General features: G+C 66.6%; 23 protein-coding genes. 11 read left to right on the plus strand and 12 right to left on the minus strand.

What is annotated here, in order from left to right:
• Window positions 1-86: 86 nt before the first annotated feature.
• Window positions 87-641 (plus strand): DsbA family protein, encoded by a 555-nt coding sequence (locus AC0J42_RS14495; protein WP_473006689.1) that lies wholly within the window; start codon window positions 87-89, stop codon window positions 639-641.
• A gap of 712 nt (window positions 642-1,353) precedes the next feature.
• Here AC0J42_RS14495 and AC0J42_RS14500 read toward each other — a convergent pair.
• Window positions 1,354-2,169: a DUF1838 family protein gene (locus AC0J42_RS14500; RefSeq protein WP_473006690.1), complete on the minus strand. Its 816-nt coding sequence runs from the start codon at window positions 2,167-2,169 to the stop codon at window positions 1,354-1,356.
• Between the two features lie 131 nt (window positions 2,170-2,300).
• Between AC0J42_RS14500 and AC0J42_RS14505 the strand changes: the two genes are divergently transcribed.
• From AC0J42_RS14505 to surE, 3 genes are all read left to right on the plus strand, one after another.
• Entirely contained in the window at window positions 2,301-3,248 is a 948-nt protein-coding gene (locus AC0J42_RS14505; RefSeq protein WP_473006691.1) for a Dyp-type peroxidase, read from the plus strand.
• An 82-nt stretch (window positions 3,249-3,330) separates the two neighbouring features.
• Entirely contained in the window at window positions 3,331-3,708 is a 378-nt protein-coding gene (locus tag AC0J42_RS14510) for a VOC family protein (protein WP_473006692.1), read from the plus strand.
• Window positions 3,709-3,731: 23 nt separating this feature from the next.
• On the plus strand, window positions 3,732-4,496 hold the full coding sequence (gene surE / locus AC0J42_RS14515) for a 5'/3'-nucleotidase SurE (protein ID WP_473006693.1): 765 nt from the start codon (window positions 3,732-3,734) through the stop codon (window positions 4,494-4,496).
• Window positions 4,497-4,593: 97 nt separating this feature from the next.
• Here the strand turns inward: surE and AC0J42_RS14520 are convergent, their stop codons facing one another.
• From AC0J42_RS14520 to AC0J42_RS14535, 4 genes are all read right to left on the minus strand, one after another.
• Entirely contained in the window at window positions 4,594-6,591 is a 1,998-nt protein-coding gene (locus AC0J42_RS14520) for a peptidase U32 family protein (protein WP_416424249.1), read from the minus strand.
• Between the two features lie 156 nt (window positions 6,592-6,747).
• A complete protein-coding gene (locus tag AC0J42_RS14525; RefSeq protein ID WP_416424250.1) occupies window positions 6,748-7,116 on the minus strand; it encodes a RidA family protein in 369 nt (122 codons plus the stop codon).
• Between the two features lie 57 nt (window positions 7,117-7,173).
• Window positions 7,174-8,364, minus strand: a complete 1,191-nt coding sequence (locus AC0J42_RS14530; RefSeq protein ID WP_473006694.1) for an MFS transporter — start codon at window positions 8,362-8,364, stop codon at window positions 7,174-7,176.
• Window positions 8,365-8,575: 211 nt separating this feature from the next.
• Complete coding sequence (locus tag AC0J42_RS14535) at window positions 8,576-9,814, minus strand: multidrug effflux MFS transporter (RefSeq protein WP_473006695.1); 1,239 nt, start codon at window positions 9,812-9,814, stop codon at window positions 8,576-8,578.
• Window positions 9,815-10,001: 187 nt separating this feature from the next.
• Here AC0J42_RS14535 and AC0J42_RS14540 point away from each other — a divergent pair, with 187 nt between their 5' ends.
• Window positions 10,002-10,748, plus strand: coding sequence for an EcsC family protein (locus AC0J42_RS14540; protein ID WP_473006696.1), 747 nt, complete (start codon window positions 10,002-10,004; stop codon window positions 10,746-10,748).
• Window positions 10,749-10,751: 3 nt separating this feature from the next.
• Here AC0J42_RS14540 and AC0J42_RS14545 read toward each other — a convergent pair whose 3' ends face one another.
• A complete protein-coding gene (locus AC0J42_RS14545) occupies window positions 10,752-11,549 on the minus strand; it encodes a helix-turn-helix transcriptional regulator (RefSeq protein ID WP_473006697.1) in 798 nt (265 codons plus the stop codon).
• A 96-nt stretch (window positions 11,550-11,645) separates the two neighbouring features.
• Between AC0J42_RS14545 and AC0J42_RS14550 the strand changes: the two genes are divergently transcribed.
• Window positions 11,646-12,632: a threonine dehydratase gene (locus tag AC0J42_RS14550; protein ID WP_473006698.1), complete on the plus strand. Its 987-nt coding sequence runs from the start codon at window positions 11,646-11,648 to the stop codon at window positions 12,630-12,632.
• An 18-nt stretch (window positions 12,633-12,650) separates the two neighbouring features.
• On the opposite strand, the gene AC0J42_RS14555 is transcribed toward AC0J42_RS14550, so the two are convergent.
• Window positions 12,651-13,829, minus strand: coding sequence for an MFS transporter (locus AC0J42_RS14555; RefSeq protein ID WP_473006699.1), 1,179 nt, complete (start codon window positions 13,827-13,829; stop codon window positions 12,651-12,653).
• 110 nt (window positions 13,830-13,939) lie between these two features.
• On the opposite strand from AC0J42_RS14555, the gene AC0J42_RS14560 reads away from it, so the two are divergent.
• Genes AC0J42_RS14560 through AC0J42_RS14570 form a run of 3 tightly spaced genes read left to right on the plus strand, consistent with a single transcriptional unit; the run spans window position 13,940 to window position 16,214 of the window.
• The gene (locus AC0J42_RS14560; RefSeq protein WP_473006701.1) at window positions 13,940-14,875 is read left to right on the plus strand and encodes a LysR family transcriptional regulator; all 936 of its coding nucleotides are present in this window, start codon (window positions 13,940-13,942) and stop codon (window positions 14,873-14,875) included.
• A 35-nt stretch (window positions 14,876-14,910) separates the two neighbouring features.
• The gene (locus tag AC0J42_RS14565) at window positions 14,911-15,324 is read left to right on the plus strand and encodes a response regulator (protein WP_473006702.1); all 414 of its coding nucleotides are present in this window, start codon (window positions 14,911-14,913) and stop codon (window positions 15,322-15,324) included.
• Window positions 15,324-16,214, plus strand: coding sequence for a DNA-3-methyladenine glycosylase family protein (locus tag AC0J42_RS14570; RefSeq protein ID WP_473006703.1), 891 nt, complete (start codon window positions 15,324-15,326; stop codon window positions 16,212-16,214). The genes AC0J42_RS14565 and AC0J42_RS14570 overlap by 1 nt, the downstream gene beginning before the upstream one ends.
• Window positions 16,215-16,311: 97 nt before the next feature.
• On the opposite strand, the gene AC0J42_RS14575 is transcribed toward AC0J42_RS14570, so the two are convergent.
• Genes AC0J42_RS14575 through AC0J42_RS14590 form a run of 4 tightly spaced genes read right to left on the minus strand, consistent with a single transcriptional unit; the run spans window position 16,312 to window position 20,291 of the window.
• On the minus strand, window positions 16,312-17,319 hold the full coding sequence (locus AC0J42_RS14575) for a transketolase family protein (protein ID WP_473006704.1): 1,008 nt from the start codon (window positions 17,317-17,319) through the stop codon (window positions 16,312-16,314).
• Window positions 17,316-18,164 (minus strand): transketolase, encoded by an 849-nt coding sequence (locus AC0J42_RS14580; RefSeq protein WP_473006705.1) that lies wholly within the window; start codon window positions 18,162-18,164, stop codon window positions 17,316-17,318. The genes AC0J42_RS14575 and AC0J42_RS14580 overlap by 4 nt, the downstream gene beginning before the upstream one ends.
• Window positions 18,165-18,182: 18 nt before the next feature.
• Window positions 18,183-19,481 carry an MFS transporter gene (locus AC0J42_RS14585; protein ID WP_416424262.1) on the minus strand — a complete coding sequence of 433 codons (1,299 nt, stop codon included), beginning with the start codon at window positions 19,479-19,481 and terminating at the stop codon, window positions 18,183-18,185.
• A gap of 60 nt (window positions 19,482-19,541) precedes the next feature.
• Window positions 19,542-20,291, minus strand: a complete 750-nt coding sequence (locus AC0J42_RS14590) for an SDR family NAD(P)-dependent oxidoreductase (RefSeq protein WP_473006707.1) — start codon at window positions 20,289-20,291, stop codon at window positions 19,542-19,544.
• 181 nt (window positions 20,292-20,472) lie between these two features.
• Here AC0J42_RS14590 and AC0J42_RS14595 point away from each other — a divergent pair, with 181 nt between their 5' ends.
• Window positions 20,473-21,381, plus strand: coding sequence for a LysR substrate-binding domain-containing protein (locus AC0J42_RS14595; RefSeq protein WP_416424264.1), 909 nt, complete (start codon window positions 20,473-20,475; stop codon window positions 21,379-21,381).
• A 91-nt stretch (window positions 21,382-21,472) separates the two neighbouring features.
• Window positions 21,473-21,691, plus strand: coding sequence for a hypothetical protein (locus AC0J42_RS14600; protein ID WP_416424265.1), 219 nt, complete (start codon window positions 21,473-21,475; stop codon window positions 21,689-21,691).
• A 3-nt stretch (window positions 21,692-21,694) separates the two neighbouring features.
• Here the strand turns inward: AC0J42_RS14600 and AC0J42_RS14605 are convergent, their stop codons facing one another.
• Window positions 21,695-21,967, minus strand: a complete 273-nt coding sequence (locus tag AC0J42_RS14605) for a hypothetical protein (protein WP_473006708.1) — start codon at window positions 21,965-21,967, stop codon at window positions 21,695-21,697.
• Between the last annotated feature and the right edge of the window lie 25 nt (window positions 21,968-21,992).

The raw sequence follows: 21,992 nt of genomic DNA on the forward strand, positions 1-21,992 counted from the left end.
TACATCATGGCCAGCGCAGCCTTCGGCAGCGGCTACGCGCGGTGTCTGATGGGTATACTGCGGCGCAGACTTCAAGGAGATCGACCATGGAAAACACCACCTGGCACGCCGACCCACTGACCTGGGGCCACGGCCCGCGGGTGTTCGAGGTGTTCCTCGAACCCACCTGTCCGTTCTCGGTGCGCGCCTTCAACAAGCTCGACGACCTGCTGGCCCTGGCTGGCGAAGACCGCATCACGATCAAAGTGCGTTTGCAGTCCCAGCCCTGGCACCTGTTCTCCGGGGTGATCGTGCGCTGCATCCTGGCGGCCTCGACGCTGCCCGGCGGCAAGGCCAACGCCAAGGCGGTGATGGCGGCCGTGGCCGCGCACCGCGAAGAGTTCGAGTTCAGCCACCACGCCAGCGGGCCGAACCTGGATGCCACGCCCAATGACATCATCGCCCGCATCGAGCAGTACAGCGGCGTGCAACTGGCCGCGGCGTTTGCCATTCCTGATCTGGACCGGGAGACCAAATGGCACTGCAAGTACGCGCGGCAGAACGGCATTCATGTGTCGCCGACGTTCATGGTGGATGGGTTGGTGCAGGGGAATATCAGCAGTGGTGATACCGTGGAGCAGTGGTTGGGGCAGGTGAAATAAGCCCACTTCAAACCGCCACGAACTGCTTCTGATCTAGATCTTGACCTTGATCCCGTGCGGCTCTTGATCTTGACTGTGTGCCCCGTAAAGCGCCAGGGCCGACTGGAGGCGTTGGCCAAGCGGTCCCTGGCGTAGCCGGGGAAGACGGAACCGGAGGCGCTTCTATTCCGGGCCGTCGGCCGCTTGGGCGACGCCGGAGGGAGGGGACCCGCAGCGGAGCGGAGGGACCAAGCAGGGGCAAGCCCTTTTTGGTTACTTTTTGTGGCGTTTGACAAAAAGTGACTCGGCGTAAGGCCGAAAAGGTGATTTTGCATCACCCGTAGTAATGGATATGTTCGCGGATTCTGTATCCCGCTTCGGCGATTTCGAACATATCCATTTTTGTGGTGCGACCACTGACCGTTTCGCCCTTACGGCGACTCACTTTATTTCAGACGCCAAAAAAAGTAAGCAAAAAACGCTTGCCCCTGCTTGGGCCCTCCGCTGCGCTGCGGGTCCCCTCCTTCCGGCGCCGCTCAACGGGCAGACGGCACCCGCTATAGAAGCCTGCGGGTTACCGTCTCTTCGGCCTGCGGCCTCGGCCCTTCGGGCAGCCCGTTGATCGACGCCTCCAGTCGGCCCGGGCGCTTTACGGGGCATACAATCAAGATCAAAAGCCAGATCAACAGCAGATCACAAACAGATCACAAACAGATCACAACCCAGGTCAAGATCAGGTGCGCGGGCTCTGTGCTTCTGTGAGTCGCTGCGCGACTGTCCAACTGGTAACGTTCGGGCGCACATCATCCAGCGCCGGCGGCTCACGGTACTCCGGGTAATCCCGGCCAATCGCCTCGCGCAGCACCCCCGGAAAGGCTTCGATACCTGCAACGGTCTGCCCCATGGCGTTGAACACCATCAACCCCGGCCGGCTGCCCATGCGCATGAACGGCAGCCACGGCGCGATACGCACCCATGCCAACGCCGCATTCGCGCTGTCGGTGTCTTTACTGAGCAGCGCCTCGCGGTCGGCCACGAAATCGAAGATTTCCATGGCGTGGTAGTGGTTGCCGACGTACTCCTGGTAATCGCCCGCCAAGGGATTGGGGTAGAACAGCGGGATCTCGCTGGCGGCGAATACACGCTCGCCCTGGACGCGGAAGGGGGAGGCCAAAGGCTGGCCCTGAGGGTCGCGCTCGAAGATCGGGCGCAGGTTCACCGGGTCGTTGGCCACGTGCATCACCGGCACGGCAGCTTGAGTCCAGGGGTTGTGCCAGGTCTTCAAGGGTTCGCCCGTCACCGGGTCGAGGTACAGCATCAGTTCGCGCGACACCAGCCGGAAGCCGGCGCCGCGCTGGGGGTCGTGCAGGCTGCCGCATTGACGAATGTTCATGCCCTCGACCTTGAACAGCAAACGGTCGGGCTCGCCTTCGCGCCGCGCCCAGGCCTGGCCGGACCAGTGGAACACCACGGGCTTGCCGTCCACGGTGGAACCGTGGAGTTTGCGCAGGGCGGTGAGGGCGCCCAGGGGCTGGTGGAGATCGATCATGGCAAAGACTTCCCTGGTGGGTAAATGCCCCCAGTCTACCGCCGGAACGTGCAGAGACAATGGAAAAAGCCCCGGCAACCACCGGCGCAAGCTACGCTGAGCAATGGTTTTCCCAGCCCTGAAGGCCGACCATGACTGACCTCCTTCCCGAACCCCAGGCCGTCTGCAGTCCCATCACCAGCAGCGTCATCTTTATCGTCGCCACCGTGGCGCTGGGCGCCGAGGCCGCCGACACGGTGCGCGGCTGGTGCGGCGACGTGGCGGCGCTGACCCGTACGGTGGGCAAGCGCGTGCCCGACGGCAAGCTGTCCTGCGTGTGCGGCTTCGGCTCCACGGCCTGGGACGTGCTGTTCGGCGCGCCGCGCCCGGTGCAGTTGCACCCGTTCCGCGAGTTCGGCCCCGAAGGCCGCCGTGCGCCGGCTACGGCCGGCGACCTGCTGCTGCACATCCGCGCCGACCGCATGGACATGTGCTTCGAACTGGCCACCCAGCTGTGCGCCGCCCTGGGCGATGCCATCCTGGTGGTGGACGAGGTGCAGGGCTTCCGCAACTTCGACATGCGCAGCATGGTCGGCTTCGTCGACGGCACCGAAAACCCCGCCGGCCGCAAACTGACCGAGTCCACCCTGATCGACAACGAAGACCCGGCTTTCGCCGGCGGCAGCTACGTGATGGTGCAGAAGTACCTGCATAACATGACCGCCTGGAACGCCCTGAGCGTGGAAGACCAGGAACGGGTGATCGGCCGCAAGAAGCTCTCGGACGTGGAATTGGACGACGCCCACAAGCCCAGCAACTCCCACAGCGCCCTGACCACGCTCAGTGAAAACGGCCAGGAAGTGAAAATCCTCCGCGACAACATGCCCTTCGGCCGCCCTGGCATGGGCGAGTTCGGCACCTACTTCATCGGCTATGCGCGCTCGCCGTCGGCCCTGGAAAAAATGCTCGAGAACATGTTCGTGGGCCGCCCGGCGGGCAACTACGACCGCTTGCTCGACTACAGCACGGCGGTGACCGGCGGGTTGTTCTTCGTGCCTTCGGCGGAACTGTTGGAGCAGTTGGCGGAGCGCAAGCCCTGACGCGGGTATCGACAAACGTCGTGATTTTCACTGGCGTGCCAGCAGGGCATCATCAGGGGCCAACCGCCTTGGAGCTTCGCTGATGATCGACCACCTCGACCACCTGGTCCTCACCACCATCGACCTGGACGCCTGCAAGGACTTCTACACCCGCGTGCTCGGCATGCGCCTGGAAACCTTCGGCCAGGGCCGCCTGGCCTTCGTGTTTGGCCGGCAGAAGATCAACGTGCACGTGCGCGGCCACGAGTTCGAGCCCAAGGCGCACCTGCCGGTGCCGGGCGCGCTGGACCTGTGCTTCATTGCCAGCACGCCCCTGGAGCAGGTGATCGAACACCTGCACGTCCAGCAGTGGCCTATCCTCGAAGGGCCGGTGATGCGCACCGGCGCCACCGGGCCGATCCGCTCGGTGTATGTACGTGACCCGGACCTGAACCTGATCGAGATTTCGCAACCGGCCTGACCGCCTTTCACCTGGAGATGCACATGGACCCGTACACCCCCTTGTTCGACCGCGTTCTGCTGACCAACGATGACGGCATCAGCGCCCCTGGCCTGGCCGCGCTGGAAGCCATTGCCACGAAACTGGCCCGCGAGGTCTGGGTGGTGGCACCGGCCCACGACCAGAGTGGCGTGTCCCATGCCATCAGCATTCACCACCCGCTGCGCGTGGAAACCCTGGGCGAGCGGCGCTTTGCCGTACAGGGGACGCCGGGCGATTGCGTGGTGCTGGCGTTGCAGCACCTGATGCCGCACAAGCCGACGTTGATTCTGTCCGGGGTCAACCGCGGCGCCAATCTGGGGGTGGAAACGGCGTTTTCCGGCACGGTGGGCGCGGCGATGGCGGGCATGTTGCTGGGTGTTCCGTCGATTGCCCTGAGCCAGGCGTTTACCAAAGGCCAACCGGTGAAGTGGGCTACCGCCGAGGCGCTGGGGGTGGATGTGCTGGCGCGCGTGGCGCAGGCGGACTGGGCGGCGGGCAGTTGCCTGAACATCAATTTCCCCGACGTGGAACCGGCGGCCTGCAAGGGCACGCAGTACACGTCCCAGGGCACGGGCAGGCTGAACGGTATTCAGGTGACGGGGCAGCAAGACCCGCGCAACGTCGAGTATTTCTGGTTGAACATGTCGCGCACGGAGAGCTTCGACGAAGAGGGCACCGAGACTCACGGTGTGTTCAATGGCTATGTAACCGTGACGCCGTTGACCTTCGAGCGCACGGCCCAGGCAGTCCTGGACTGCCTGAAATAATGTGGGAGCGGGCTCTGCCCGCGAAAAGAACACTGCGGTATGTCAGGCAATACGCGGTGCATTTTTCGCGGGCAGAGCCCGCTCCCACGGCAGCCGATCAATGCGGCGCGCGCGGAATGGTCTTCAGCAGGTCTTCCGGGGTGATGTGCCCCACAACGCTCTTGTTGCTACCCGGCGGCGCCAGGTCGAGGATGTGGCCCTTCATCTTGCCGATGACGTGCATCTCGCACGGCTTGCAGTCGAACTTCAGGGTCAGCACTTCATCGCCGTGAATCAGCTGCATCGGCGCGACCTTGGTGCGCACGCCCGTCACGCCCTTGGCCTGCTTGGGGCACAGGTTGAAGGAGAAGCGCAGGCAGTGCTTGGTGATCATCACCGGCACTTCGCCCGGTTCCTCGTGGGCCTCGTACGCGGCGTCGATCAGCTTCACGCCGTGACGGTGGTAGAAGTCGCGGGCCTTCTGGTTGTAGACGTTGGCCAGGAACGACAGGTGCGAGTCGGGGTACACCGGTGCCGGCACGGTCTCGGCCTTGCGGCCACCGCGCGGGTGGGCGGCGACGCGCGCCTCGGTCAGGGCGTCGATCACTTCGCGGCGCAGGGCCTTGAGCTGCGAGTTGGGAATGAAGTACGCCTGCGGTGCGTCCAGCTTGATGTCGGTGGCGTGGTACTGGGTAGTGCCCAGTTGGCCCAGCAGGTCATGCAGTTGGTCCAGCGCCTGCTCGGGCTTGTTGGCCGCGCCGAAGGGGCCGTCCAGGCTGACGCTGGCGCTGATGCCTTCCTCGCTGGTGACGGTCAGTTGCAGACGGTCTTCGCGCAGCTGCGCCTTCCAGTTCACGCCAATGCGGCGTTCGGCGGAGGTCTTCTGCAGGGCCTGTTGCCAGTTGTGGTCCAGGTTGCGGTTGAGCGGGTGGTTGGGGCGCGCCTTATACAGGTCGGCCGGCATCTCGTTGGGCTCGACGCGGTAGCGGTAGCGCTTCTCGCCGTCTTCCTCGAACTCGCCTTTAGGCTCGGCGATGTTGGCGCGGAAACCCACCACTTCGCGCTTGATCTGCACGTTGAGGCCGTCGCCGTTGGTCAACGGCTCATGGGTGACCACCAGCAGGTCGCGCTTGCCGACCTTTTCCACCACGCCCACGGCCAGGCCGGTGAAGGTGGGGGTGTCGAAGGCGCCGATGTCCACCTTGCGGTCGGTGACGAAGTAGTCGGTGCTGCCGCGGTGGAAGGTCTTGTCCGGGTCGGGCACGAAGAAGTGCGCGGTGCGGCCGCTGGAGGCGCGGGCCAGGTCCGGGCGGCCTTCGAGGATGTCGTCCAGGCGCTGGCGGTAGTAGGCGGTGATGTTCTTCACATAGCCCATGTCCTTGTAGCGGCCTTCGATCTTGAACGAGCGCACGCCGGCTTCCACCAGGGCGCGCAGGTTGGCGCTCTGGTTGTTGTCTTTCATCGACAGCAGGTGCTTCTCGAACGCCACCACGCGGCCCTGGTCGTCTTTCAGGGTGTAGGGCAGGCGGCAGGCCTGGGAGCAGTCGCCACGGTTGGCGCTGCGGCCGTTCTGCGCGTGGCTGATGTTGCACTGGCCGGAGAAGGCCACGCACAGGGCGCCGTGGATGAAGAACTCGATGGCAGCATCGGTTTCATCGGCAATCGCGCGAATTTCCTGCAGGTTCAGCTCGCGGGCCAGCACCAACTGGGAGAAGCCGGCCTGGTCGAGGAACTTGGCCCGGGCCAGGGTGCGGATGTCGGTCTGGGTACTGGCGTGCAGCTCGATGGGCGGAATGTCCAGCTCCATCACCCCCAGGTCCTGGACGATCAGCGCGTCGACGCCGGCATCGTACAGCTGGTGGATCAGTTTGCGCGCCGGTTCCAGCTCGTCATCGTGCAGGATGGTGTTGATGGTGGTGAACACGCGGGCGTGGTAACGGCGGGCGAATTCCACCAGGCGGGCGATATCGGCCACCTCGTTGGAAGCGTTGTGGCGCGCGCCGAAGCTTGGGCCGCCGATGTAGATGGCGTCGGCGCCATGCAGGATGGCCTCGCGCGCGATCTCTACGTCGCGGGCAGGGCTCAGCAATTCCAGGTGATGCTTGGGTAGGGACATGTTTTTTTAGTCAGGCTTTTGCACGGTCAAGGCGGGCATTGTAGCGGTGAAATAGAAGCAGTGGCAGCTTTCCCGTAGCAGCTGCCGCCAGGCGGCGTCCGCTGGCGGCGCTGAATTTGGCGTGCGGGACGCGGCCTGCGGCCGCTGCTACGGAGTTTACGCCTTGGCGGCCATGGCGGTGACTTCCACGCGCATGCCTTCCACCGCCAGCGACGCCACGCCCACCGCGGCGCGCACCGGCCAGGGCTTGGCGAAGAAGCGCTGGTACACCTCGTTGAACGCGGCGCGGTCGGCCATGTCGGTAAGGTAGATGGTCAGGTGCATCACCCGGTCCATGGAGCTGCCGGCGCGCTCCAGGGCCACTTTCAGCGCCTGCAGGGTGCATTCGCTCTGGGCAGTGATGCTGCCCAGCTCCAGGCTGCCGTCGGCGCGGGTGGGGATCTGGGTGGAAACCAGGATGCCGTTGAAGCTGGCAACGTCGGACGAGATGGAGTCCGCGTCCGGGTCAGGAGTGAAAGTCAGCATGTGCACCTCGGGGGTCAGCTTTATGAAAGGCGGGCACCATACCGCCAACCCGGCGCTTCAGCCAACCTTCTCGGCCATCGAGCCGCCCAGCACGTACAACGCGCCGCCCACCACCAGGAACGCCGCCAGCACGTAGAACATCGCCGCCGGCGCCAGCCAGGCCAGGGCCAGGCCGCACACCACCGGGCCCAGGGCGCCGCCCAGGTTGGAGAGGTTCTGCGCCGCGTAGTACATGCCGCGCAGGTGCGTGGGGGCGATGCGGTCGATGAACATGTATTCGGCTGGGAACACGATGATCTCGCCCAGGGTGAAGATGAACATCGCCAGCGCCCAGGCGGTCAGGCTATGGGCCACGGAAAAGCCCACCAGGCCGGCCAGGAACAGCGCCAGGCCGACGATCAGCCAGGGCGTCAGGCGCCGCGCGTCGATGTGCTTGCCCACCGCGTACTGCAGGCCGATGACCACGCTGGCGTTCACCGCCAGCACGGTGCTGATCACCGCGTACACCTGTTGCGGGTCGCTGGTCAGCACCAGGTATTGCGACAGGTAGGCGGTGAACTGGCCGAACACCACCGCGCTGAGGATGCCGCCGACGGTGAAGCACACCAGGCGCCGGTCCTTGAGCAGCACCTGGCCCACGCGCATGAAGGAAAAGCCTTCGCTGGCCGCCTCGGGCCCACTCAAGTGGCGGTCACCGTACAGCGCGTACAGCCCCATGAACACCACGCCCAGCAACGCCGACAGCATGAATGGCAGTTGCAGGCTGACGCCCGCCAGCCCCGCGCCCATGAACGGGCCCACGGCGTAGGCGATGTTGATCAGGGTGTAGCGCAGGGAAAACACCCGGGCCTGCTCGTGGTCGGGCAGCAGCCGGCCGAAGCTGGCCTTGGCCACCACGTCGATCACCGAATAGGCGAAGTTGAAGGCCACCAGGAACAGGAAGAACACCGCCAGGCTGGAGGTCAGGCACATGCCCACGAAACCGGCGACGAAGCAACCGGTAAAACCGAGGATCAGCCGATAGGGGCTGAGCCGGTCGGTGAGGTAGCCGCCATACAGGCTCAGCACCGAGCCCGCCACCAGCGCACCACCAATCACCGCGCCCACGGCGGATACGTCCAAACCGTAGTGCGACGTCAGATAGATGACCAGATAGGGCAGGGTGATGGCCCGGCCCAGGGTTAGCAGGAAGGCGCTGGCCAACAGCAGGTTGACGGCGAGAGGGTAGTGCCGAAGGGTGGCGAGCATGGGGCGTCCAAACAAATGCCTGAACCACCGATCGTAGCAGCTGCCGCCAGGCTGCGTCACGGCCCCACGCCCATGTAGCAGCGGCCATAGGCCGCGTCACAGGGTCTACACGTGAATCAGCGCCACCGAGAAAAACAGCACCAAAATGGCGGCAAGGGTCAGGTGAACATTCATGGCGGCGTCGTCCGTTGGCAAATGGAATGCAGGCAGCTTATGAAGGTTCGCGCTCAAGGGGTAATTGATCAGGCAGATTTGGACTATCAACCTGATTGATAGCCCCGTAGCCTGCGGCAAAGCACAGCAGCGCCAGCACCGAGCAACCGAGCATCACCCCGGCCATGGCATGGGCCGAATGACCGTCGTACAGCAAACCCACCAGGAAACCCGAGGCCGCGCCACCGGCCATCTGCATCGCCCGCAGCAACGCGGCGCCGGAGCCGACCACCTGGTGCAGGCCTTCCAGCGAGGCGTGGGTGGCGTTGGGCATCACCAGTCCAGTGCACACATTACTCAGCACCACCAGGGCCGCCAGTTGCAGCATCGGCGCGCTGGTGAACGCGCTGCACAGCACCAGCCCCAGGCTGCAGCCCAGGCTGGCCAGCAGGCTCAGGCCAATGATGCGCGCCTCGCCCCAACCGCTGCGAATCAGCCGCCCGTTCAGCCACGAACCGCCCAGGGTCCCCAGCGCGGTCACTGCGAACAGCACGGCAAAGCCCTGGCTGCTCAGGCCCAGGGCGTCCATGAACACCAGCGGCGAGGCGGTGATGTAGGCGAACAGGCCGGCGAAGTTCAGCGCCAGGATCAGCGCACATACCACGAAACGGCGGTTGCGCAGCACCTGGCGGTAAGTGGCGATCAGCGGCTGGGCGCTGCGTTTGGCCGGTGGGTGGGATTCGCGCAGCGACAGCCTGGCGCTGGCCAGCAGCGCCACGCCGGCCAGCGCCAAGGTCGCGTAAATACTGCGCCAGCTGCCCAGGCTGAGGATGCCGGCGCCCAACAGCGGGGCCAGCAGCGGCGCGACATTGTTGATGGCCACCAGCGCGCTCTGCAGCGAGCGGCCCTGGGTGCCGGTGAAGGCATCACGGACGATGGCGATGGGCATGGCCGCCGCCGCACCCGCCGCCGCGCCTTGCAGCAGGCGGCTGGCGAGCAGCACGGGCATGCTCGGGGCCAGCGCGCAGGCAAGCCCCGCCAGGGCGAACACCGCCAGCCCGGCAAACAGGATCGGCCGCCGGCCCAGGCGGTCGGACAACGGCCCGAACAGCAGCGGGCCGAGCACAAAGCCGAGGATGAACAGGGTAATGGTCTGCGCCGCCGCGGCGGAGTCGCTGTGCAACGCGCTGCCCACCTGGCTGATGGCCGGCAGCGCCATGTCGGTGGACAACGGCGGCAGGGCAGTGCAGGCGCCCAGCAGCAGGATGTAGCGCCAGGGGGCGTGGGATGTGCTCATCGCAGGGTCTCGTCGGGCCAATCCCTGATCCTAGCGAACGCGCAGGCCAAGGCAAAATGAAACCTGTAGCGGCTTGCGCAGCTCTGCGCCGGGCCTTGTGTACACTGGGGGTAATCAGCGCCGCCGAGGGCCAGCGCAGCCTGGCGGCAGCGGCTACGGTGCCTGCAACTTCGAGATGAGTACTGCCATGAACCTTGCCCCCGAAGACCTCGCCCAACTGCAAGTGGCGAAGCACCTGCTGGAGAATCCTGGTTTCGTCGCCAAGGTCACCAGCATCATCGGCATGCCGGTGGAGGCGGCGCTGCGGCACCTGCCGGGCAGCGTCACCCGGCAAATCGCCACGGTGACCCGCTCGGCGCTGGTCAAGGCGCTGGACGCCGCGGTGTTCACCCTCAAGGACGTGCCGGGCGAGAAGTCCTCCAACTTGTGGCACAAGGCGGGCATCGCTGTCAGCGGCGGGGTGGGCGGTTTCTTCGGCTTCGCCGGGCTGAGCGTCGAGCTGCCGCTGTCGACCTCGATCATGCTGCGCTCCATCGCCGACATCGCCCGCAGCCACGGCGAACGCATCGACAGCGAAGAGGCCAAGCAGGCCTGCCTGGCGGTGTTCGCCCTGGGCGGCCGCTCGGCCAGCGATGACGAGTCGGAAACCGGCTACTACACCGTGCGCGCGGCGCTGGCGAAGTCGTTGAGCGATGGTTCGATCATCAAGCTGATCAGCGCCATTGCCGAGCGCTTTAGCGTCAACGTCGGCGAAAAGGCTGCGGCCCAGGCCATTCCGGCGCTTGGCGCGGTGGGCGGCTCGCTGATCAACCTGGCGTTCATCGACCACTTCCAGGACATGGCCCGCGGGCACTTCATGGTGCGCCAGCTGGAGCGGCGCTACGGCCATGACGCGGTGCAGCAAGCCTACCAGGCCTTGCCGCGCCAGGGCTGAGGCTCAACCCCGCAGCGCGCTGGGGCTTAGGCCCAGGCGCTGCTTGAACGCCGTGGCCAGGTGCGCCTGGGAGGCGAAGCCACAAGCCAAGGCGATATCGGCGAGCCGTGCGCGACGGTCACGCAGCAGCTCGCGGGCCCGTGCCAGGCGGCGGTCGATCAGGTAACTGTGGGGGCTCTGGCCGGTGGCCTGCTTGAACGCACGGAGGAAATAACCTTCCGACAGCCCCAGCAGCGTGGCCATCGTCTGCACGCTCAAAGGCCCGTCGAGGCCGGCGTCGATGAATTCATCCAGCAGGCCCAGGCGCCGCGCGGTCATGGCGTCGCGGTGGGGCGCAGGCAGCGCCTCATCGGCTGCGCGCGCCGCCAGGGCCAGCGCCCAGGCTTCCCACTCATCAGTGGGCGAGGCCCGCAGCAACGCCCGGCGCATGCCCAGGGCCAGCGCCGTGGCCTGGCGGTCGTTGCGGTTGTTGAATGGCTGCGCGCCGGCCAGCGGCAGGCCATCGGTGCGCACCACGCGCAGGTATTCGCCGCCGCGCGCCGAGGTGGAATACACGTCGCAGCCGGCCGGCACGAACGCCAGGCCGTTGGGCGTGGCCAGGAAGGGGCGCACCCGGTCGCTGCCGATGGCGTGCACGCCGCGCTGGCTGTCGAAGGCGAAGCCGATCGCCGATTGGCTGGCGACATAGCGCGCGTCATAGGCATTGGCCGGCAGCAATTCGATCGCCCACGGCCCGGCTTCGGCGCGGCGGACCGGTTCGCTGGCAGGGGACGGGCGTGATGGCTGGGTCATGCCGGTCATCCTACGCAAAGTGCGGCCAAAAGGTCAGGTCAGTTTTTTGAAAGCCTGTGCGCGGCCGTGCCCTCTACAGTGGGGGAAACCCAGGAGGACTGTCCCATGCTCACGCTGACCCGCCACGACATCGAAGCCGCCGCCCGCCAGGTCTACCCGGTGATGCCCGCCACCGCCCAGTACGCCTGGCCGCTGCTGGCCCAGCGGCTGGGTTGCGAGGTGTGGGTGAAGCACGAGAACCACACGCCCACCGGCGCCTTCAAGGTGCGCGGCGGCATCACCTTCATGCACTGGCTCAAGCAGGCCCATCCCGACACTGCCGGCATCGTCACCGCCACCCGCGGCAACCACGGCCAGAGCCTGGCGCTGGCGGCCCGCGCGGCCGGGCTGCGGGCGCTGATCGTGGTGCCGTTCGGCAATTCGCTGGAGAAGAACAGCGCCATGCGTGCCTTCGGTGGCGAGGTGGTGGAATACGGCCGCGACTTCGACGAGGCCCGCGAGGAAGCGGCGCGCCTGGCCCAGCGCGAAGGCCTGTTTCTGGTGCCGCCGTTCCACGATGAACTGGTGAAGGGCGTGGCCACCTACGCCCTGGAGCTGTTCAACGCAGTGCCGGACCTGCACACCCTGTATGTGCCGGTGGGCTGCGGCTCGGGCATCTGCGCGGTCATCGCCGCCCGTGACGCGCTGGGGTTGAACACCCGAGTGGTGGGTGTGGTGGCCAGCGAAGCGGCGGCGGCCAAGCGCTCCTTCGACAGCGGCACCGTCCAGGAGACGGCCACCGCCAACACCTTCGCCGACGGCCTGGCCGTGCGCAAGCCCATCGCCGAGGCGTTCGCGATGTACGCGGCGGGTGCAGAACGCTTCGTTGCCGTCACCGAGCAACAGCTCGCCGACGCCGTGAACGTCTACTACACCGACACCCACAACCTCGCCGAAGGCGCCGGCGCCGCGGCCCTGGCCGCGCTTATGCAGGAACGCGAGGCGATGCAAGGCAAGCGCGTGGCAGTGATACTCTCCGGCGGCAACATAGACAGATCAGTCTATATAAACCTCGTAACAGCTGCCGAAGGCGGCGTCCCGCGCCACCGCTGACGCGGCCTGCGGCCGCTGCTACGAGAACCGCGCAGCGCCAGGGAAACCCTGTTGCCGCGCGCCCCAGACCACGCCAAAGGTCGCCAGCAGCAACACCAGCACCGCACCGGGAAACGCCCCGGCGCCATAACCGTCCAGCAACAGCCCACCCACGATGCCGCCGCCCGCAATGGCCGCGTTCCACGCCGTCACCAGCATGGACTGCGCGACATCGGTGGCGGCGCCCGCGGTTTTCGCCAGGGCAGTCTGGAACAGCGTGGCTGCGCCGCCGAAGCCCAGGCCCCAGATGGCCACGGCGACGTACACCGCCAACGGTTGGCTGCCGGCCAGCCCCAACAGCAGGGCCGCACCGGCGAACAGCGCGGTGCTGGCCAGGGTCAACGGACGCAGGTGCTGGTCGATCAGCACGCCCACACCCCAGATGCCCGCCATCGAGGCCAGGCCGAACACCAGCAGCACGCTGTCGGTGCGCGCTTGCAAGTGTGCCAGTTGCAGAAACGGCGCGATGTAGGTGTAGAGAATGTTGTGGGCCAGTACGAACGCCAGCACGACCACCAGTACAGGCCGCACGCCGGGCATTTTCACGACGTCGCGCAAGGCGAAACGCTTGCCCGCCGGCGTGCCGGCGAAATCCGGCACGCGCAGGCGCACCCAGGCCATCAGCAGCAGCGTCAGCACGCTGATCAAGCCAAAGCACAGGCGCCAGCCCAGCAGGTTGCCCAACCAGGTACCCATGGGCACCCCCAGGGACAACGCCACCGGCGCGCCGGCCATGGCCACGGCAATCGCTCGGCCTTGCTGGTGCGCTGGCACCAACCGCGCCGCATAGCCGGCCAGCAGCGCCCACAACAACCCCGCCGAGACACCCGCCAGCAGGCGTGCCACCAGGCTCAGCGGGTAACTGGCGGACACGGCCGTAATGGTATTGGCCACGGCGAACCCGGCGATCGCCGCCAACAGCAGCGGCCGGCGGCGCAGCCCTTGGGTCGCCGCGGTCAGCGGGATCGCCGCCAACAACGAGCCCAGGGCATACACAGTGATCATTTGCCCCGCCCAGGTTGGCGGGATTTGCATCCCGGCGGCGATCTGCGGCAGCAGGCCGGCCGGCAGGGCTTCGGTGACGATGGTGATGAAACCGGCCATCGCCATGGCCAAGAGCGCCGCCAGCGGCAGTTTTTCAGGGGGAGTGGAGGGCATGGGTGAGCGTCCTTTATGAAGAGAGGCCCACGATAGAAAGTCCAGGACTGTGGAAAAAGTAGGGTAAGGTTCCGGTTTGCACGGACACAAACGTCCGCAATGGGAGCGCGATGGACAGCCTGAACAGTTTCGCGGTGTTTGTGCAGGTCGCCGAAACCCGCAGCTTTGTGGCGGCGGGCCGGCTGCTGGGGGTATCGGCCTCGGCGGTGGGCAAGACGGTGGTGCGCCTGGAGGAAAAGCTGGCGGTGCGGCTGTTCCACCGCAGCACCCGCAGCGTCACCCTGACGCCCGAAGGGGCGATGTTCCTGGAGCGCAGCCGGCGCATCCTCGCCGAAATCGAGGCCGCGCAGTGGGAGCTGTCCCAAGCCGCCGCTGCACCCCGTGGCCGCCTGCGGGTCAGCCTGCCCCTGGTCAGCCCGCTGATGCTGCCGGTGCTCGGCGACTTCATGGCGCAGTATCCGGCCATCGAACTGGACCTGGACTTCACCGACCGCCTGGTCGACGTGATCGAGGACGGCTTCGACGCCGTGATCCGTACCGGTGAGCCTGCCGACTCACGGCTTTCAGCGCGCAGGCTGGGAACCTTCCGCCTGCTGCTGGTAGCGTCCCCTGACTACCTGGCACGCCATGGCACCCCCCAAGCGCCAGCCGACCTGCAAGGGCACACCTGTCTGCATTACCGCTCCACCACCAGCGGCAAGCTGGAGACCTGGGCACTGCGCGATGCCGAGCAGCTGCAGTTGCCGGTGTCGATGATCTGCAACAACATCGAGACCCGCGTGTGCTTTGCCCTGCGCGGCCTTGGCATCGCCTACCTGCCCGAGTTCGCCATCCGCGACGCCCTGGCCGCCGGTAGCCTGCGCCCGATTCTGGTTGACCATGTGCAACAGACCAACGTCTTCCACGTACTGTGGCCGGCCAGCAAACACCCGTCGCCCAAGGTGCGGGCGCTGGTGGATTACCTCAGTGAACACGTGGCATTGACGGTGGGTGAGCCGTCGGTCCACTGGCCTTCGGCTACCATCGACCGCTACTCTCAAGGGTGAAACACTCGGGGTTTGAAGGGGAAGAAGAGCACGCCGTGAATATCCAATGGAAAGGGCTGCGGCCGATCCAGGGCGAGGTGGTCGTTGTCGAGGATGACCCCACCTTGCGGCAGTTGATGGTGGACATCGTCGTCGAACTGGGGGCTTCGTGCATTGCCTTCGACAACGCCGAGGACGCCTTGGTGCACATGCTCAGCCCCGTGGCGAACTGTGGGCTGGTGATTGCCGATCACGGCGTGCCTGGCAGCATCAAGGGCATGGAGCTGGCTGCCATGGTGCAGCAGAAATGGCCGGGCACCGGCTTTGTGTTGACCTCGGGCTATTTGCTCGACGTCTCCGGCTTGCCGCCGCCATTGGTCTACCTGCTCAAGCCCTGGTCCATCGATGCGCTGGTGGTGGCCATCGCCCAGACCTTGCAGCCAGGCGTTGCCATTCACAAGGTAAGTTGATGCTGATGCACCCTGCCGATGAGCTGGAACTACCCTTCACCCCACCCTTCGACTGGGCGCGCATGCTGCGCTTCTTCGGCGGCCGTTCCACCGGTGGCGTCGAGACCGTGGACGGCGACCGTTATATCCGCACCCTGCATTGGCAAGGCGCGCCAGGGTTGCTCACGGTGCGCAAGGACCCCACGCGCCCCTGCCTGATCGCCAGGGTGGAAGGCGAAGCCAGCCGTCACCTGGCGGACATGGCGCCCAGGTTTGGCCACCTGTTCGACCTGCACACCAACCCGCAGCACCTGCGCGAGGCGTTCGACCGCGACCCCTGGCTGCGCCGCCTGGTCGCCCAGGCGCCGGGCCTGCGTATTCCCGGGGCCTGGTCGGGCTTTGAACTGGTGGTGCGCACCATTGTTGGCCAGCAGGTCAGCGTCAAAGCGGCCACCACCATCGTCGGGCGCCTGGTGCAGCGCGCTGGTGCGCCGGCCCAGGCGCCGTTCCACCCCGACACGGCTTGGCTGTTCCCCACGCCGGCGGCCCTGGCGGACGCCAACCTGGAGAAGATCGGCATGCCCGGCAAGCGCGTGGAGACCCTGCAGGCGTTTGCCCGTGCGGTGGCGGAGGGGGTGCTGGATATCGATGCGGCGACGCCGGACGTTCCGGCCCTGCGCAAGGGCCTGCTGGCCCTGAAGGGCATTGGCCCCTGGACGGTGGAATACGTGGCCATGCGCGCCTGGCGCGACGCCGATGCCTGGCCCGGCACCGACCTGGTGCTGATGCAGGCCATTGCCCGCCGCGAGGCGCCGCTTGACACCGAGACCTGGCGGCCGTGGCGGGCGTACGCGGCGATGCACCTGTGGAACGAGATCGCCGACAGCGCCGGCATGGCCAAGGGTGGGTAGCATCCTTGGCATCGCGTGATACCAGACGCAGCCTGCGGCAGCTGCTACGCGAATCCATCTGTAGCAGCGGCCGCAAGGCCGCGTCCGAACGCGCCGCCTACAACCAGCCCTTCACCTGCGCGCACACCGCACTGGTGGATATGCCATACCGGTCATGCAAGGTCGGCAGCGCCCCCGCGTCCAGGAACGCGTCGGGCAGGGCGATCTGCCGGAACGTCGGGGTCACGCCGCTGCGCAGCAACAACCCGGCCACGGCTTCGCCCAGGCCACCGACAATCGAATGGTTCTCGGCCGTCACCACCAGCCTGCCTGGCTTGCGCGCCTCGGCCAGAATCGTCTGCGCGTCCAGCGGCTTGATGGTGGGCACGTGCAACACCGCCACGTCGATGCCGTCGGCGCGCAGCTGTTCGGCCGCCTCCAGGGTGCGCATGGTCATCAACCCGGTGCTGATCATCAGCACGTCGTTGCCGGTGCGCAGGGTCTTGGCCTTGCCAATCTCGAACGTATAGCCGTACTCATCCAGCACCAGCGGCACGTTGCCACGCAGCAGGCGCATGTACACCGGGCCCTGGTGGGCGGCGATGGCCGGCACGGCCTGTTCGATCTCCAGGGCGTCGCAGGGGTCGATCACCATCAGGTTAGGCATGGCCCGGAAGATCGCCAGGTCGTCGGTGGCCTGGTGGCTGGGGCCGTAGCCGGTGGTCAGGCCGGGCAGGGCGCAGACGATCTTGACGTTGAGGTTCTCCTCGGCAATGGCCATGCAGATGAAGTCATAGGCCCGGCGCGCGGCAAACACCGCGTAGGTGGTGGCGAACGGCACGAAGCCTTCGCGGGCCATGCCGGCCGCGGCGCTCATCAGCAGCTGCTCGGCCATGCCCATCTGGTAGAAGCGCTGGGGGTGGGCCTTGGCGAAGACGTGCAGGTCGGTGTACTTGGACAGGTCGGCCGACAAGCCGACGATGTCGGCGCGCTGCTCGGCCAGCGCCGCCAGGGCGTGGCCAAAGGGCGCCGGGCGCACCGGCTGGCCCTCGGCGGCGATGGAGGCGATCATCGCCGAGGTGGTCAGGCGCTTCTTGCCCGCTGGGGTCTGGTTGATGCTGTTCATTTGCTGCTCCCGTGCTCGAGGGTGTCCAGGGCCACTTGCCATTCGTGTTCGTCGACGCGGATGAAATGGGTTTTCTCGCGCTGTTCCAGGAAGCTCACGCCCCTGCCCATCCGGGTGTCGCAGATGATCACCCGCGGCTGCGCGCCCGTATGGCTGCGGGCGGTGTCGAAGGCCTGCACCAGGGCGTCGAGGTCGTTGCCGTCGACGCGCTGCACGAACCAGCCGAACGCCTGCCAGCGGTCGACGATGGGCTCGAAGGCGAGGATCTCGCTGCTGTGGCCGTCGGCCTGCTGGTTGTTGACGTCGATGATGGCGATCAGGTTGTCGAGCTTGCGGTGCGAGGCCGACATGGCCGCCTCCCAGGTCGAGCCCTCGTTCAGCTCGCCGTCGGACAGCAGGTTGTAGACGAACGAAGCCGACTGCTTGCGCTTGAGGCCCAGGCAGGCGCCCACTGCGATGCCCAGGCCGTGGCCCAGCGAACCGCCGGTGATTTCCATGCCAGGGGTGTAGGCGGCCATGCCCGACATGGGCAGGCGGCTGTCGTCGCAGCCGTAGGTTTCCAGCTCATCCAGGGGAATGACCTGCGCCTCGATCAGCGCGGCGTACAGGGCAATGGCGTAGTGGCCGATGGACAGGTAGAAGCGGTCGCGTTGCTCCCAGTGCGGGTCGTGGGGCTGGTAGCGCAGGGCGTGGAAGTAGGCCACGGCCAGCAGGTCGGCGGCGCCCAGGGCCTGGCCCACGTAGCCCTGGCCCTGCACCTGGCCCATGCGCAGGGCGTGCTGGCGAATGTTGTACGCGCGTTGTGCCAGGGGCACGCTGGACGGGTGTGCGGAAGTAGCTGTCATGATCAAGACTCCATGGTTTCAACGGTTGACCGAAGCGGCCGGAATGCGCAGCACCAGCCAGGCGCCCAGGCACAGCACGGCGGTGATCAGGTACATGCCGATGGCGCTGGACCCGGTACGGGTGGTGACCCAGCCGATCAGGTAGGGCGAGCAGAAGCCGGCCAGGTTGGCGAAGCTGTTGATGCCGGCGATACCGGCCGCCGCCGACACGCCGCCCAGCAGGGTGGTAGGCAGCATCCAGAACAGCGAGGACGCACTCAGCACCCCGGCGGCCGCCAGGCACAGGCTGAGCACCGACAGCAGCAGGTTGCTGCCCAGCAGCGCCGCCAGCGCCAGCCCCACGGCACCGGCCAGCATCGGCACTATCAGGTGCCAGCGCCGCTCGCCCTGGCGGTCGCTGCTGCGGCCCATCAGCAGCATGGCGGCGATGGCGCACAGGTACGGCAGGCTGGTCATCAGGCCAATGTGCAGCGGGTCGGCGACCCCGGCGTTGCGGATCAGCGTGGGCAGCCAGAACGTCAGGGCGTACTGGCCCATGACCACGCAGAAGTAGATGCCGGCCAGCAGCCACAGGCGCCTGTCGCGCAGAAACGCGCCCACCGAGGCATGGCTGACCTTGCGGCTGTTGTCCTCGGCCAGCTCCTGGCGCACCAGCTCCTTTTCATCGTCGCGCAGCCAGGTGGCCTGGGCCACGCCGTCCTTCAGGCAGGTCAGCACCAGCAGCCCGACCACCACGGTGGGGACGGCCTCGATGACGAACAGCCACTGCCAGCCGGCCCAGCCATGCACGCCGGCGAATTTGGCCATGATCAGCCCCGACAGCGGCCCGCCGAGCATGCCCGACAACGGAATGGCCACGAACCACAGCACGGTCATGCGCGCCCGCCGGTACGAGGGGAACCAGTAGGTCATGTACAGCAGCAGCCCCGGCGCCAGGCCGGCCTCGGCGATGCCCAGCAGAAAGCGCAGGCCGTAGAACTGCCAGGCGGTCTCGACGAAGGCGAACAGCGCGGAGATGACGCCCCACGAAATCATGATGCGCGCGATCCAGCGGCGCGCACCCACGCGGTGGAGGATGAGGTTGCTGGGCACCTCGCAGAGGAAATAGCCGATGAAGAACATGCCGGCGCCCAGGCCGTAGACCGCCTCGCTCAAGGCCAGGTCGTTCATCATCTGCAGTTTGGCGAAGCCGACGTTGACCCGGTCAAGGTAGGCGCACAGGTAGCACAGCATCAGGAACGGCATCAGCCGCCACGCCGTCTTGCGATAGGCGTTGGAGCGCACGGACACCACCGCGTCGAGCGATAGAGTGGTCATGATGGTCTGTTCTCTTGTTGTTATAAGAACAACGCTGGCACCAGGGCCAGCGTGGGTGGCTCAATGAATGAGCATGCCGCCGTTCACGTCCAGGGTGATGCCCGTCAGATAGGAAGACAGGTCGCTGGCCAGGAACAGCGCGGCGTTGGCCACGTCCTGCGCCTGGCCCAGGCGGCCCAGGGGGATGCCGTCGAGAATGGCCTGGCGGCGCTCGTCCTGCAGCAGGCCGCCGGTGATGTCGGTGTGGATCAGCCCGGGGGCGATGGAATTGACGCGCACCTTGTCCGGGCCCAGCTCCCGCGCCATGGCCCGGGCCAGGCCCAGCACGCCGGCCTTGGCGGCGCTGTAGTGCGGGCCGCCGAAGATGCCGCCGCCGCGCTGGGCCGACACCGAGGACATGCAGACGATGCTGCCCGCGCCCTGGCGGCGCATTGCCGGAATCACCGCCTGGGACATCAGCAGGGTGCCGCGCAGGCTCACGTCCAGCACCTTGTCATAGTCGCTGCCGCGAATGTCCAGGGTCTTCAGCGGCTGGGTGATGCCGGCGTTGTTGACCAGCACGTCGATGCGCCCGAACTGCTCCAGCACCTGGCCCACGGCCTGGTTGACCTGGCCTTCGTCGGCGACGTTGGCGGCCAGGCCCAGGTGGCCTTCGCCCAGGGTGGCGGCGGCGTCGCGGGCAGCGGCGGCGTCCAGGTCAAGGATCACCACCCGCGCGCCCTGGGCGGCGAAGGTGGTGGCGGTGGCGCGGCCGATGCCACGGGCGGAGGCGGCGCCGGTGATGATGACAACCTTGTCTTTGAGCAACATGTGCAGTCCCTCTGATTGTTGTTATGGGTCGGTTGTGCTCAACCGATGACTCAGCTTGTGCCGGGCGGCGGCCCTGAGCAATGCGCTAAACATCATCGGTGGCTGAAAAAAATTCAGCACTCGCGGCCAGCGGTGCTTGAATGAAGCCATCAATAACAAGACCCACGCGCAAGGATCCGCCATGTCCCCGGTCATGCCGCCACTGCCACCCCTGAAAGCAATTCAGGCCTTCGAACAGACCGCGCGCTTCGGCAGCGTGGCCAGGGCCGCCGAGGTGCTGGACCTGACGCCCTCGGCCGTCAGCCACCAACTGGCGAACCTGGAAGCCTTGATCGGCCGCCAGCTGTTCACCCGTGGCGCCCGTGGCGTGCACCTGACGCCGGTGGGCGAGCAGTACCTCAAGGAGGTCTCCGGCATTTTGCAGACCCTGGCGGTGGCCACCGAGCGGGCGGCCAGCGACGTCAGCATCGACTGCCTGCGCCTGCATGCCTCGCCGAGCTTCGGCCTGCTGTGGCTGATGCCGCGCCTGGAGGCGTTCCGCCAGAGCCACCCGGACATCCAGATCAACCTGTCGTGCTCCTACGAGGCCCTGCATTTCAGCCGCGACAAGATCGACGTCGACATTCGCCACGGCCGGCCCGCCTGGCCCAGCTACGAGGTGCGCACCGTGCGCGACGAGTCGGTGGCGGTGCTGGCGGCGCCGGCGCTGCTGGCCCGGCACCCGGTGCGGCAGGCCGCCGACCTGCTGGGCAGCGACCTGATCCTGTCGGCCTCGACCTTGCTGACCTGGCCCGAATGGTTCGCCCAGCACGGCCTGGCGCTGCCGGAGAAGCCTTATGCGCTGAGCTTCGACCGCTCGTACATGACCCTGGAGGCGGCCAGCCTGGGCCTGGGCTTTGCCCTGGAAAGCACCTTGCTGGCGCAGAAATACCTGGCCTCGGGGGCGTTGGTGGCGGTGACGCCGGCGTCACTCAGCGCGCCGGTGGCGGCCCATCACCTGGTGTTTCCGCGCGCACACTCCAGCTTTCCGCGGGTGCGGCGCTTCCTGGCGTGGATGGAGCAGGAGCTGGGGCACGCGTTTGCGTATTGAAGTGCCGACGAAACACTGTTGATGCATCCAGTGGTTGCGGTTATTCTGCGCGGAGAACATTTGTACTCCACCCCGCTGGTGCCCCATGCTCATGACAAACGACCTCGTAGACGCCACTGGTTTCGAACCCTTTCCGTCCCACCTGGAATTGCTGGAACATCAATGCACGCTGCTGGCCAACGAGCTGGATGAAACCAATGCCGAACTGCGGGCATGCCGCCAGCGCATCGCTGCGCTGGTGACCATGCACGGCAGCGACAGCAACGAGATTGCCCGGCTCAAGGCCGAGCTGGCGCGGGTGAAGGGCTAGGCGTCAGGCCGCCTGGGCGCGGGCCGCACGTACTTTCAGGCGGATGCCTTCCAGGTACTGGGCTTCAAGGTCATTGGCCAGGGGGCCGAGGATGGGGTTGTGTTCAAACCCGGCCAGCAAGGTGGCGATCAGGTGGGAGACGGTGGCGTTGGCAACGTCGACGCTGGCGGGCTGCAGTGGGTCGAACGTCAGGTTCTCCATGGCCACGTCCAGGCGCTTGAGCACCGGTTCGGCTTGCTGAATTTGCTGGCGAAGCGCGTCTAGAGACGATTCCATGGTCACTCCCTGTGTCAGTGGTCAG

The organism is Pseudomonas sp. Tav-5-1A (genome assembly GCF_055755055.1).

What these genes read in the sequence shown, in the direction of transcription:
- AC0J42_RS14495 (WP_473006689.1), top strand. Translation starts at nt 87, where the DNA reads ATGGAAAACACCACCTGGCACGCCGACCCACTGACCTGGGGCCACGGC.
- AC0J42_RS14500 (WP_473006690.1), bottom strand. Translation starts at nt 2,169, where the DNA reads ATGATCGATCTCCACCAGCCCCTGGGCGCCCTCACCGCCCTGCGCAAA.
- AC0J42_RS14505 (WP_473006691.1), top strand. Translation starts at nt 2,301, where the DNA reads ATGACTGACCTCCTTCCCGAACCCCAGGCCGTCTGCAGTCCCATCACC.
- AC0J42_RS14510 (WP_473006692.1), top strand. Translation starts at nt 3,331, where the DNA reads ATGATCGACCACCTCGACCACCTGGTCCTCACCACCATCGACCTGGAC.
- surE (WP_473006693.1), top strand. Translation starts at nt 3,732, where the DNA reads ATGGACCCGTACACCCCCTTGTTCGACCGCGTTCTGCTGACCAACGAT.
- AC0J42_RS14520 (WP_416424249.1), bottom strand. Translation starts at nt 6,591, where the DNA reads ATGTCCCTACCCAAGCATCACCTGGAATTGCTGAGCCCTGCCCGCGAC.
- AC0J42_RS14525 (WP_416424250.1), bottom strand. Translation starts at nt 7,116, where the DNA reads ATGCTGACTTTCACTCCTGACCCGGACGCGGACTCCATCTCGTCCGAC.
- AC0J42_RS14530 (WP_473006694.1), bottom strand. Translation starts at nt 8,364, where the DNA reads ATGCTCGCCACCCTTCGGCACTACCCTCTCGCCGTCAACCTGCTGTTG.
- AC0J42_RS14535 (WP_473006695.1), bottom strand. Translation starts at nt 9,814, where the DNA reads ATGAGCACATCCCACGCCCCCTGGCGCTACATCCTGCTGCTGGGCGCC.
- AC0J42_RS14540 (WP_473006696.1), top strand. Translation starts at nt 10,002, where the DNA reads ATGAACCTTGCCCCCGAAGACCTCGCCCAACTGCAAGTGGCGAAGCAC.
- AC0J42_RS14545 (WP_473006697.1), bottom strand. Translation starts at nt 11,549, where the DNA reads ATGACCGGCATGACCCAGCCATCACGCCCGTCCCCTGCCAGCGAACCG.
- AC0J42_RS14550 (WP_473006698.1), top strand. Translation starts at nt 11,646, where the DNA reads ATGCTCACGCTGACCCGCCACGACATCGAAGCCGCCGCCCGCCAGGTC.
- AC0J42_RS14555 (WP_473006699.1), bottom strand. Translation starts at nt 13,829, where the DNA reads ATGCCCTCCACTCCCCCTGAAAAACTGCCGCTGGCGGCGCTCTTGGCC.
- AC0J42_RS14560 (WP_473006701.1), top strand. Translation starts at nt 13,940, where the DNA reads ATGGACAGCCTGAACAGTTTCGCGGTGTTTGTGCAGGTCGCCGAAACC.
- AC0J42_RS14570 (WP_473006703.1), top strand. Translation starts at nt 15,324, where the DNA reads ATGCTGATGCACCCTGCCGATGAGCTGGAACTACCCTTCACCCCACCC.
- AC0J42_RS14575 (WP_473006704.1), bottom strand. Translation starts at nt 17,319, where the DNA reads ATGAACAGCATCAACCAGACCCCAGCGGGCAAGAAGCGCCTGACCACC.
- AC0J42_RS14580 (WP_473006705.1), bottom strand. Translation starts at nt 18,164, where the DNA reads ATGACAGCTACTTCCGCACACCCGTCCAGCGTGCCCCTGGCACAACGC.
- AC0J42_RS14585 (WP_416424262.1), bottom strand. Translation starts at nt 19,481, where the DNA reads ATGACCACTCTATCGCTCGACGCGGTGGTGTCCGTGCGCTCCAACGCC.
- AC0J42_RS14590 (WP_473006707.1), bottom strand. Translation starts at nt 20,291, where the DNA reads ATGTTGCTCAAAGACAAGGTTGTCATCATCACCGGCGCCGCCTCCGCC.
- AC0J42_RS14595 (WP_416424264.1), top strand. Translation starts at nt 20,473, where the DNA reads ATGTCCCCGGTCATGCCGCCACTGCCACCCCTGAAAGCAATTCAGGCC.
- AC0J42_RS14600 (WP_416424265.1), top strand. Translation starts at nt 21,473, where the DNA reads ATGACAAACGACCTCGTAGACGCCACTGGTTTCGAACCCTTTCCGTCC.
- AC0J42_RS14605 (WP_473006708.1), bottom strand. Translation starts at nt 21,967, where the DNA reads ATGGAATCGTCTCTAGACGCGCTTCGCCAGCAAATTCAGCAAGCCGAA.